Below are 11,883 nucleotides of genomic sequence, written 5' to 3' on the forward strand. Positions count from 1 at the left end.
CCGTCGATCCAGCGACGGCAGGACCCCGAGGGATTCCACGTGACGACCATCGACACCCCGCTTGCCACGATCCAGCCCACCGAGCGCCGCGGCGCCCTGGTCGATCGCATCTCCGCCGGCACCCCGTACGCCATCGCGTTCGGCGGCCAGGGTGCGCCGTGGCTCGAGCCGCTGGCCGGGTTGATCCGGGACTTCGCGCTCGAGGCCGAGCTCGAGACTCTGGTGTCGCAGGCCGAGGAGCGCCTCGCGCCGGTCGCCGCTGAGCTCGCGAGGGTCGGCGTGACGTTCACGCCGCTCGCGTGGGCCGATGTCATCGCTGTCGGTGAGTCCGCCGAGGACGACGACGCTCCTGAACTGCCGAGCTCCGCGGTGCTGGATACACCCGGAGCCTCGGTACCCGGCATCCTGCTGTCCCAGCTGGCCGGCCTCCGCGCGCTGCGCCGCCAGGGTGTCGACCCGCAGCTCGTGACGCCCGTCGCGGTCATCGGCCACTCGCAGGGCGACCTGGCGACCCAGGCGGTGGCGGGTGGCGACGACGTCGAGCTGCTCGCTCTCGCTCGCCTCATGGGTGCCGCTGCGCAGCTCGTGGGCCGTCGCCGCGGACTGCTGGGCTCCACGATGCTCAGCGTCGCAGACGTCGTCCCCGAGCGCATCGACGCGATCCTCGCCGAGCTGCCCGCGTCGCTGCGGGTCGTCTCGCGCCTCCGCAACGGCCGCCGCAGTGTCGTGCTGTCCGGTCCCGCCGACAGCCTCCGGGTCGTGGAGGCCCGCCTCGGGGAGATCGCCGCGGCCGAGAAGGCGGACCGCGAGCGCAAGGTCACCGGCGGCTCGCCGTTCGCCCCGGTCCTCGAGCCCCTGCCGGCCCTGCTGGCGTTCCACCACCCCGACCTCGCGGAGGCGGCTGACCTGGTCGCGTCGTGGGCCGAGGCGTGCGGATTCGACGGCGACCTCGCCCGTACGCTCACGATGCGCTCGATCGTCGACCCCGTGGACTGGGTCGCGTCGCTCGAGTCGGCGCTGGACGCCGGTGCGACCTGGCTGCTGGACCTCGGGCCGGCTGACATCGCCGCCCGTCTGTCGGCACGTGAGCTGCGCAGCCGTGGCGCCGGCGTCATCGCGACGACGACCCGCCGCGGCCACCGCGAGCTCACCGCGGCCGGCGCGGCGCCGCGCCTCGCCACCCCGTGGTCGGCGTACGCCCCGAGCGTCGTGACGCTGCCCGACGGCAGCCTGCACGTGGAGACCCGCTTCACGCGCCTGACCGGCAAGTCGCCGATCCTGCTGGCCGGCATGACGCCGACGACGGTCGACGCCAAGATCGTCGCCGCGGCGGCCAACGCCGGGTTCTGGTCGGAGCTCGCCGGCGGTGGCCAGGTGACCGAGGAGATCTTCGCCGACCGCGTGGCCGAGCTGGACGAGCTGCTGCTGCCCGGTCGGACGTACCAGTTCAACTCGCTGTTCCTCGATCCCTACCTCTGGAAGCTGCAGCTCGGCCAGAAGCGCCTCGTGCAGCGTGCCCGCGCCGCCGGCGCGCCGATCGACGCCGTCATCGTGACGGCGGGCATCCCCGAGCTCGACGACGCCGTCGCGCTCGTCGAGGAGCTGCGGGCCGCCGAGATCACGCACGTCGTCTTCAAGCCCGGCACCGTCAAGCAGATCCGCCAGGTGCTCGCGATCGCCAAGGCCGTCGCACCGACGCCGATCATCGTGCAGATCGAGGGCGGCCGCGCCGGCGGCCACCACTCGTGGGAGGACCTCGACGACCTGCTGCTCGCGACGTACGGCGAGCTGCGAGGCCTCGACAACGTCGTCGTCGCCGTCGGCGGCGGCATCGGCACGCCGGAGGTCGCCTCGGCGTACCTCACCGGGGAGTGGGCCCGCCGCCACGGCTTCCCCGTCATGCCGCTCGACGGCATCCTCGTCGGCACCGCCGCGATGGCGACCCTCGAGGCCACCACGGCACCCGAGGTCAAGCAGCTGCTCGTCGACACCCGTGGCACCGGCTCCTGGGTGGGTGCCGGCAGCGCCAAGGGCGGCATGGCCTCCGGCCGCAGCCAGCTCGGCGCCGACATCCACGAGATCGACAACACGGCTTCGCGCACGGGCCGGCTCCTCGACGAGGTCGCCGGCGATGCCAGGGCGGTCGTCGCGCGTCGTGACGAGATCATCGAGGCGCTGAACCGCACCGCGAAGCCCTACTTCGGCGACGTCGAGACCATGACGTACGCGCAGTGGCTGCGCCGGTACGTCGAGCTGTCGGGCACGCCCGAGTGGCTCGACGTGACGATCCGCGACCGCTTCCACGCGATGCTGCAGCGCGCCGAGGCCCGCCTCAACCCGGCCGATCGCGGCACGATCCCGACGCTGTTCGCCGACGCGGCCTCGGTAGAGGATGGCTCCCACGCCGTTGCGACCCTCCTCGAGACCTATCCGCACGCCGAAGGCGTCATCTTGCATCCGGCGGACGTCCTGTTCTTCGTCGAGCAGTGCCGCACCCCGGGCAAGCCGGTCAACTTCGTGCCGGTCCTCGACCAGGACGTACGCCGCTGGTGGCGCTCGGACTCGCTGTGGCAGGCTCACGATCCCCGCTACGCCGCTGACGAGGTCTGCATCATCCCCGGGACGGTCTCCGTCGCCGGCATCGACCGCGTCGACGAGCCGGTCGCCGACCTGCTGCGTCGCTTCGAGGACGCGACCATCGACGGGCTCCTCGCCTCGGGCCGCGCGGCCCAGCGCGTGACCGGACGGCGCCGCGTCGAGGGCGCCGGCGACGTCCTTTCCCTCGTCCTGGCCGCCGCCGACCTCGTGTGGGCCGGCCGCACCGTCCGCAACCCCGTCCACCGACTGGGCGCCGAGTGGGTCATCGTCGACCCGCAGCGCGCCGAGCACCCCGAGACGGGCGCGGCACTTGTCGCGGTCGACGGCCGTACCGCCGAGCTCCAGGTGCCGCTGGCGCGTCCGCTGACACTGCGCATCGCGGTCGACGACGCGGTGCTCGCCGGTGCCGCACCGGTCGTCACGACCGAGGTCGCCGCCTCCGCGATGTCCTCGCTCGTCGCCGGTGCAGCCGGCGGTGTCGTGCCGGCCGTCGCGCAGGGCCGGGCAACGGTCGACGTCGACTGGGATCCTGACCTGATCGCCGACCACGCCGGTGTCACGGGAGCGCACACCCCCGTCCACCCCGTGCCCGACGTGCTGGTCGGGCTGGCCTGGCCGTCGGTGTTCGCCGTGCTCGGCGAAGCCACGACCCAGGACGGCGTCCCGGTCATCGAGGGCATGCTGGACCTGGTCCACCTCGACCACGCGATCGCCCTGACCAGCACGCTGCCGCTCGCGCCGACGTCCCTGACGATCTCCGCAGTCGTCGAGTCGATCGAGGACACCGGCTTCGGCCGGGTCGTCGCGGTCGACGTCACCGTCTCGTCCGCTGCAGGCGAGGTCGCGACACTGCGCGAGCGGTTCGCCATCCGTGGGCGCACCGGCGCCGGCGAGCTGGCCGACCCGCCCCGCGCCGGGGGAGCGATCAGCGCCGACGCCACCGACACACCGCGCAAGTCGCGCGGTGCCGCCACGCTGGCCGCGCCGACCGACCTGCGCGGCTTCGCCGCCGTGACGGGCGACCACAACCCGATCCACACCAGCGTCGCGGCAGCCCGTCTTGCTGGCCTCGGGGCCCCGATCGTGCACGGCATGTGGGTCTCCGCCGCCGCCCAGCAGGTGCTGGCCGACCGGCGCATCACCGGCTGGACGACGCGATTCATGGCGCCCGTGCGCCCCGGCGTCACGGTCGACGTCAAGGCCGACCGCATCGGCCTCGACAACGGCGCCGAGCTCGTCGACGTCACGTGCCGCGCCGAGGGTGAGGTCGTCATGTCGGCGACCGCCCGGCTCGAGGCACCCCGCACCGCGTACGCGTTCCCGGGGCAGGGCATCCAGCACCAGGGCATGGGCATGGCCGGCTACCAGCGGTCGAAGGCCGCTCGCGAGATCTGGGACCGGGCCGACGCGCACACCCGGCAGGCGCTCGGGTTCTCGATCCTCACGGTCGTCCGCGACAACCCGACCGTCCTGGTGACGAACGGCGTGACCCACAGGCATCCTGACGGCGTGCTGTTCCTGACCCAGTTCACGCAGGTCGCCATGGCGGTGCTGGGTGCCGCCCAGATGGCCGAGCTGCGCGAGACGGGTGCCTTCGTCGAGGGATCGATCCTCGCGGGCCACTCGGTCGGTGAGTACAACGCTCTCGCAGCCGTCTCGGGCGTCATCCCGCTCGAGGCCGTTGTTGAGGTCGTGTTCCAGCGCGGCTCGGTCATGCACACCCTCGTTCCGCGCGACGCCGCGGGCCGCAGCGACTATCGCCTCGCCGCGATCCGTCCGGCACAGATCGGCCTGGACGACGACAACGTCACGGCGTACGTCGACCGCATCGCCGAGGAGTCCGGCGAGTTCCTGCAGATCGTCAACTACAACCTCCGCGACTCGCAGTACGCGATCGCCGGCACGGTGCGCGGTCTGGAGGTGCTGGAGGAGGACATCACCCGTCGGCGCGAGGCGTTCGGTGGCAAGGCCGCCTACATCCTGGTGCCGGGCATCGACGTGCCGTTCCACTCCACGGTGCTGCGCGACGGCGTCCCGGACTTCCGCGACCGCCTGACCGAGCTCCTGCCGGCCACGATCGACCCGGCGATCCTCGAGGGCCGCTACGTCCCGAACCTCGTGCCCAAGCCGTTCTCGCTCGATCGTGCCTTCCTGCAGGAGATCGCCGACCTCGTCCCGTCGGAGCCGCTCGACGCGGTGCTCGCCGACTTCGCGAGCTGGTCGGCGAAGCCCGGTGAGCTGTGCCGGATCGTGCTGATCGAGCTGCTCGCGTGGCAGTTCGCCAGCCCCGTCCGTTGGATCGAGACCCAGGACCTGCTGTTCGGCGAGCTGGGTGTCGAGCGCTTCATCGAGGTCGGCGTCGGCCAGGCGCCCACCGTGGCCAACCTCGCGTCGTCGACCCTCAAGCTGCCCGGCCGCTTCGGCCGTCCCGTCGAGGTGCTCAACTTCGAGCGCGACGGCGCTGCGGTCTTCGCGACCGACGAGGAGCAGGCCGTCGTCGAGGACGAGGCCGAGGAGACGGCCCCGGCCGAGAGCTCCGCACCTGCAGCGCCCGCCGCGCCGACGGCTGCGGCTGCTCCCGCGACCGCGAGCGGACCGCGTCCGGCCGACCTGACGTTCGACGCGGCCGACGCCACCACGGTGCTCATCGCCTGGTGGACCAAGATGCGCCTCGACCAGATCGGAGCCGCCGACACGATCGAGTCGCTGTGCGACGGTGCGTCCTCGCGCCGCAACCAGCTGCTCGTCGACCTCGGCGGCGAGCTGAGCCTCGGCGCGATCGACGGTGCGGCCGACGCCGACCTGCCGACGCTGTCCACCCAGGTCAAGGGCCTGGCCCGCGGCTACAAGCCGTTCGGCCCGGTGCTGGCCGAGGCCCTCGGCGACCACCTCAAGAAGGTGCTCGGTCCCACGGGCAAGCGCCAGTCGGCCGTCGCCGAGCGCGTCGCGGACGTCTGGCAGCTCGGGCCGGGCTGGGCGAGTCACGCACTCGTCGAGCTCGCCCTCTCGAGCCGTGAGGGCTCCAGCGTCCGGGGCGGTGAGTACGGCTCGCTGACCGGTCTCGCGTCCGCTGCTGACGTCGACGCGGCGATCGATGCCAGCGTGCAGGCCGTGGCCGCGCGCCACGGCATCAGCGTCGACCTGCCGTCCACCGGCGGGGGAGAGGGAGCCACGATCGACGCGGCCGCCCTCGGCGAGTTCACCGCCCAGATCACCGGACCCGACGGCGTCCTCGCCTCGTCGGCCCGCCTCGTGCTCGACCAGCTCGGGCTGACCGACGTACCGGCGGTCGTCGAGACCGACGAGGCCGACGCGGAGATCCTGGCTCGCGTGGAGGCCGAGCTCGGCAGCGACTGGGCCAAGCTCACCGCTCCGGCGTTCGACCCGCTCAAGGCCGTCGTGCTGGACGACCGGTGGGCCAGCGCCCGCGAGGACCTCGCCCGCATCGCCGCCGGCGAGACCGTCGACGCCTCGTTCGTGGGGGCCGGCACGGTCGTCGCAGCGCAGGCTCGCTGGCACGCCGCACACGCTGACCCGCGGTTGTCCGAGCGGTTCACGCAGATCGCCGCGGATGCGCTGAGCGTGGCGGACCAGTCGTGGGCAGGCGAGCTGGCGGTCGTGACCGGCGCGAGCCGCGGCTCGATCGCCGCAGCCGTGACCGGCACGCTGCTCGCCGGCGGCGCAACGGTCGTCGCCACGACCTCGGGCCTCGATGCCAAGCGCCTCGCGTTCTACAAGGAGCTCTACCGGACCCATGCGGTCGACGGCGCAGCCCTGTGGGTCGTGCCGGCCAACATGGCCTCGTACGCCGATGTCGACGCCCTGGCCAGCTGGATCGCCAGCGAGCAGACCCAGACGCGCGCGGGTGTCACGACGGTCGCCAAGCCGGCCATGACGCCGACACTGCTGTTCCCGTTCGCGGCGGGCCGCGTCGCCGGTGACCTCACCGACGCCGGCAGCCGTACCGAGGTCGACATGCGCATCCTGCTGTGGTCCGTCGAGCGCCTGATCGGGCGGCTCTCGGCCGGCGTGCAGGACCGCGACCTCACCTCGACCCTCCACGTCGTGCTGCCGGGCTCGCCCAACCGCGGGATGTTCGGCGGCGACGGCGGCTACGGCGAGGCCAAGTCGGCGCTCGACGCGATCGTGACCCGCTGGTCCGCGGAGCGTACGTGGGCCGATCGCGTCACGCTGAGCCACGCCATCATCGGTTGGGTGCGGGGCACGGGGCTCATGGGCGGCAACGACCCGTTGGTCGAGGCCATCGAGGCGCGCGGCGTCCGCACCTGGTCGCCCGAGGAGATGGCTCAGGCACTCCTGGAGACCGCCACGCGCGAGGCGCGCGCTGCCGCGCAGGTCGAGCCGCTCACGGTCGACCTCACCGGCGGGCTGGCCGGCATCAAGCTGGACATGAAGGCGCTCGCCGAAGGCGTCGAACGTCCCACGGCGGTCGTCGAGGACGAGGCAGCGACGATCACTGCGCTCGCGGCCTCGCCCGCGCAGCTCGACCGCGTCGAGCAGCCCGACTGGGCGCCCGTCGAGGCCCGCCCGAAGGACCTCGTGGTCATCGTCGGCGCCGGCGAGCTCGGCCCCTACGGCTCGTCCCGCACCCGCTTCGAGATGGAGGTGTCCGACGAGCTGTCGGCCGCCGGCGTCCTGGAGCTGGCGTGGACGACCGGTCTGGTCAGCTGGGACGAGCAGAGCGGGGGCTGGTTCGACACCGAGTCCCAGGAGAAGGTCGACGAGGCCGATCTCGTGGAGCGCTACGAGGAGGTCGTGCGTGAGGCCGTCGGCATCCGGCGCTATGTCGACGAGGGCACGATGGTCGACAACTCCGCTCCGCTGCTGACCTCGGTGTTCCTCGACAAGGACCTCTCGTTCACGGTGTCCAGCGAGGCCGAGGCGCAGGCGCTGCGCGAGGCCGATCCCGAGCGTACGGTCATCTCCTCCACCGCCGACGGCGACTGGACCGTGACCCGCAAGGCCGGCACCGAGATCCGGGTGCCGCGCCGCATGGCTCTGACCCGCACGGTCGGTGGCCAGATCCCGACAGGCTTCGACCCCACGGTGTGGGGCGTCCCGGCCGAGATGGTCGAGTCGATCGACCGCGTCGCGCTCTGGAACCTCATCTGCACGGTGGATGCGTTCCTGTCGAGCGGCTTCAACCCGTCCGAGCTGATGCGCTGGGTCCACCCGGCGCTGGTCGCCAACACGCAGGGCACCGGCATGGGCGGCATGCAGTCGATGCAGTCGCTCTACCTCGACACGCTCCTGGGCGAGAGCAAGCCCAACGACATCCTGCAGGAGGCGCTGCCCAACGTCATCGCCGCGCACGTCGTGCAGTCGTACGTCGGCTCCTACGGCGCGATGGTGCACCCGGTCGCCGCCTGCGCCACCACGGCGGTGTCGGTCGAGGAGGGAGTCGACAAGATCAAGCTCGGCAAGGCCGAGTTCGTGGTCTCGGGAGGCTTCGACGACCTGAGCGTCGAGGGCATCGTGGGCTTCGCCGACATGTCGGCGACAGCGGACTCTGCAGCGATGCGGGCCAAGGGGCTCGAGGACCGCTACTTCAGCCGGGCCAACGACCGGCGCTACGGCGGCTTCGTCGAGTCACAGGGCGGCGGCACGATCCTGCTGGCTCGCGGTGACCTCGCGCTGCGCATGGGCCTGCCGGTCCTCGGCGTCGTGGCCTATGCCGGTTCGTTCGCCGACGGCGTGCACACGTCGATCCCGGCGCCCGGCATGGGTGCGCTCGCCGCGGGTCTCGGCGGCCGGGAGTCCGCGCTCGCCAGGTCGCTCGACACGCTCGGGCTGACCGCGGACGACATCGGCGTGCTGTCCAAGCACGACACGTCGACCGGCGTCAACGAGCGCAACGAGTCCGAGCTGCACGAGCGGCTCGCCGCGGCGATCGGCCGCAGCGAGGGCAACCCGCTCTACGTGATCTCGCAGAAGAGCCTCACGGGCCACACCAAGGGTGGCGCCGCGGCCTTCCAGGTCGTCGGTCTGTGCCAGGTCCTGTCCGGCGGGGTCATTCCGCCGAACCGCAGCCTCGACTGCGTCATGGACGATCTCGCCGAGCACGAGCACCTCGTGTGGCTCCGCAAGCCGCTCGCCGCCGGCCGGCTCAAGGCGGGCATCCTGACGAGCCTCGGCTTCGGCCACGTCGCGGGCCTGATCGCGATCGCGCACCCCCAGGCATTCCTTGCGACCTTGAGCGGCGAGGAGCGCGACTCGTACGCCGCCCGTGCGGAAGCGCGGATCATCGAGGGCCGCATGCGCCTCGTCAGGGCGATGTACGGCGGCCCCTCGCTGTACGAACGCCCTGCCGACCGGCGCCTCGGCAGCGAGGGAGTGCGGACCCGGGAGGCTGGACTGCTCCTGGACCCGCAGGCACGGCTGGGTGAGGACGACGTCTACTTCGGAGCGTCGTGCCAGTGACGGTGGTCGGTGTCGGTGTCGACCTGGTCCACGTTCCCACGTTCGCGGACCAGCTCGACCAGCCCGGAACGACGTTCGTCACGGCTTTCCTGCCCGGTGAACGGCGTGACGTGCGGAGTCGTCCCTCCGACTCCGCACGTCACTTCGCGGTGCGCTGGGCCGCCAAGGAGGCGGTCATCAAGGCGTGGTCGGCGTCCCTTTACGGTGAGCCGCCCGTGATGGACGAGCACGTGCACCACCTGATCGAGGTCGTCTCCGACGCTTGGGGACGCCCGCGCATCCGGCTGCACGGCGAGGTGGCGAAGTGGCTCGACGGCCACGACCTCGAGGTCTCGCTCAGCCACGATGGCGACTACGCCATCGCGTACGTCGTCCTGTCGCGCGCCTGACCGGGGAGTCAGGCGGGCTCGGCGCTCAGCAGGTAGGCCGTGACGAGGCGCTTGAGCTCGATGATCGACTCGGCGTGCTCCTGGCCGTCGCGGATCGAGAAGTTGAGCATCGAGTAGACGACGTGCACCAGCACCTCGGCCATGATCGTGCGGCGCTCGCGCGGCGTGCCCGGAGTCAAGGGCGCCAACGCCCTCGCGACCTCGGCGGCGAGGTCGCGCTCCGTGACGGCGGCGGTCGCTCGCGTCGCTGGGGTCGACTGCACGGCGAGCCACACGGCGCGGCGTGACGGGTCGTTGACCCACAGCGCGGCCATGTGGTCGATGACCCGGTTGAGGAACTTGAGCCAGTCGAGGGTCGGGATCTCCTGGGCGAAGCTGGCCAGCTCCTGCCGCACCGCCACGGCGTCGACGCGGTCGAGCTCGCACACGATGACGTACTTGTTCTGGAAGAACTGGTAGAGCGTGCCGATCGGCAGGCCGGCCCGGTGCGCGACCTCCTCGCAGGTGAACGACTCGAAGCCGACGTCGAGCAGCAGCTCGCGCGACACCTGGAGCAGGTGGTCGAACTTCTTGTGGCTGCGCTCCTGCGTCGGGCGGCGCCGGGGTTCGAGGATCTCGGCCGTCACGCGCGCCACCCTATCTCGTGGCGGCGCGCCCCGCGGCGATCAGAGGAACGATCATGTCGCCGATGCCGTCGAATCCGGTCCCCACGGTCTGTCCGTGCGAGTGCCGGTAGTGGATCCCCTCGAGGATCACGGCAAGCTTGAAGAACGCCAGCGCGAGGTGGAACCCGATGTCGCTCACGTCGCGGCCGGACCCCTCGGCGTACCGGGCGAGCACGTCCTCGCGGCTGAGGTAGCCGGGAGCCAGCGGGGCGTCGGTGACCAGCGCCGCGCCCTCGCGCGCCGGGGGAGCGACCTCGGCGAGCTGCTGGTACGCCAGGAGCACCGCGACGTCGGTCAACGGGTCGCCGAGCGTGCTCATCTCCCAGTCGAGCACCGCGGTCACCCGGTCGTCGGCGTCGACGAGTAGGTTGTCGAGCCGGTAGTCGCCGTGCACGATCGTGCCGTCGCCGTTGTCCGGGATGCTCGACTCGAGATGGCCGACGAGCTCGTCCATGCCGGGCAGCTCCCGGCTCGTCGACGCCTCGAGCTGCTTCTTCCAGCGTGCGACCTGACGGCCCAGGTAGCCGTCGGGCCGCCCGAAGTCACCCAGTCCCACCGCTGCGTGGTCGACGTCGTGCAGGGCCACCAGGGTGTCGACCATGCGCTCGCTGATGGCGCGGGTCCGCTCGGGTCCGAGCGGCTCGAGCTGGGCCGCGCGACCGTAGGGCGTACCGGCCACCTTCTCCATCACGTAGAACGGGGCGCCGACGACGGAGGTGTCCTCGCAGTGCGCGATCATCTGCGGCACGGGCACGTCGGTCGGCGCGAGAGCGGCCATGACACGGTGCTCGCGGCCCATGTCGTGCGCCGTGGCGAGGACGTGCCCCAGGGGCGGGCGACGTACGACGTACTCACGCGATCCCGCGCTGAGCGTGTACGTCAGGTTGGACTTGCCGCCCGTGATGAGGCTCGCTGAGAGCGGACCGGTGATCAGCTCGGGGCGCTCCCGCTCGAGCCAGTCCTGGAGCGCCGCGAGGTCCAGCCCCTGGGGGTCCGTGTCGCTCATGTCAGTCCTTGGGCCCGCCGGCGACGTAGATGACCTGGCCGGAGACGAACCCGGCGCCCTCGCTGACGAGGAACGACACCGTGTGCGCGATGTCCTCGGGCTGGCCCACGCGGGCGACGGGGATCTGCTCGGCGTTCCACGTGATGAAGTCGTCGAAGGGAATCTTCAGCCGCTCGGCCGTCGACGCCGTCATGTCGGTCTGGATGAAGCCCGGCGCGATCGCGTTGGCGGTGATGCCGAACTTGCCGAGCTCGATCGCCAGGGTCTTGGTGAAGCCCTGCATGCCGGCCTTGGCAGCGGAGTAGTTGGCCTGGCCGCGGTTGCCGAGGGCAGAGGTGCTGGACAGGTTGACGATGCGGCCGAACTTGGCCTCGGTCATGTGCTTCTGCGCTGCCTTGGTCATCAGGAACGCGCCGCGCAGGTGCACGTTCATGACGGCGTCCCAGTCGTCCACCGTCATCTTGAACAGCATGTTGTCGCGGATGATCCCGGCATTGTTGACCAGCACCGTGGGGGCACCCAGCTCGGCGGCGATGCGCTCGAACGCCCCGGCGACCTGCTCCTCGTTGCTGACGTCGGCACCGACGGCGAGGGCCTTGCCGCCGGCTGCGGTGACGGCGTCGACGGTGCTCGCGCACGAGGCCTCGTCGAGGTCGACGACGGCGACCTGGAAGCCGTCGGCGGCGAGGCGCTGCGAGACGGCGGCGCCGATGCCTCGTGCGCCTCCGGTGACGATCGCGGTACGGGATTCGGTCACGGCGTGCTCCTTCAAGAACGGGCGCCT

Annotated in this window: 5 protein-coding genes; 2 read left to right on the forward strand and 3 right to left on the reverse strand. The window is 71.9% G+C overall.

Going from position 1 to position 11,883, the window contains the following annotated elements:
* Positions 1 to 39 precede the first annotated feature (39 nt).
* Positions 40 to 9,039 (forward strand): fatty acid synthase subunit beta domain-containing protein, encoded by a 9,000-nt coding sequence (locus tag AB0N22_RS01515; protein WP_364635107.1) that lies wholly within the window; start codon positions 40 to 42, stop codon positions 9,037 to 9,039.
* The gene (locus tag AB0N22_RS01520) at positions 9,030 to 9,428 is read left to right on the forward strand and encodes a holo-ACP synthase (protein ID WP_364635110.1); all 399 of its coding nucleotides are present in this window, start codon (positions 9,030 to 9,032) and stop codon (positions 9,426 to 9,428) included. The genes AB0N22_RS01515 and AB0N22_RS01520 overlap by 10 nt, the downstream gene beginning before the upstream one ends.
* A gap of 8 nt (positions 9,429 to 9,436) precedes the next feature.
* On the opposite strand, the gene AB0N22_RS01525 is transcribed toward AB0N22_RS01520, so the two are convergent.
* From AB0N22_RS01525 to fabG, 3 genes are read right to left on the reverse strand one after another with little or no spacing between them, the layout of a single operon-like run.
* The gene (locus tag AB0N22_RS01525; protein WP_364635113.1) at positions 9,437 to 10,054 is read right to left on the reverse strand and encodes a TetR/AcrR family transcriptional regulator; all 618 of its coding nucleotides are present in this window, start codon (positions 10,052 to 10,054) and stop codon (positions 9,437 to 9,439) included.
* 10 nt (positions 10,055 to 10,064) lie between these two features.
* Positions 10,065 to 11,099, reverse strand: coding sequence for a phosphotransferase family protein (locus tag AB0N22_RS01530; RefSeq protein ID WP_364635116.1), 1,035 nt, complete (start codon positions 11,097 to 11,099; stop codon positions 10,065 to 10,067).
* A gap of 1 nt (position 11,100) precedes the next feature.
* The gene (gene fabG, locus AB0N22_RS01535) at positions 11,101 to 11,856 is read right to left on the reverse strand and encodes a 3-oxoacyl-ACP reductase FabG (RefSeq protein ID WP_364635118.1); all 756 of its coding nucleotides are present in this window, start codon (positions 11,854 to 11,856) and stop codon (positions 11,101 to 11,103) included.
* Positions 11,857 to 11,883: the final 27 nt, after the last annotated feature.

This window comes from Aeromicrobium sp. NPDC092404 (assembly GCF_040684095.1).
Classification (GTDB): Bacteria; Actinomycetota; Actinomycetes; order Propionibacteriales; family Nocardioidaceae; genus Aeromicrobium.

Coding starts and splice junctions, on each gene's coding strand:
- AB0N22_RS01530 (WP_364635116.1), bottom strand. CDS start 11,099: ATGAGCGACACGGACCCCCAGGGGCTGGACCTCGCGGCGCTCCAGGAC.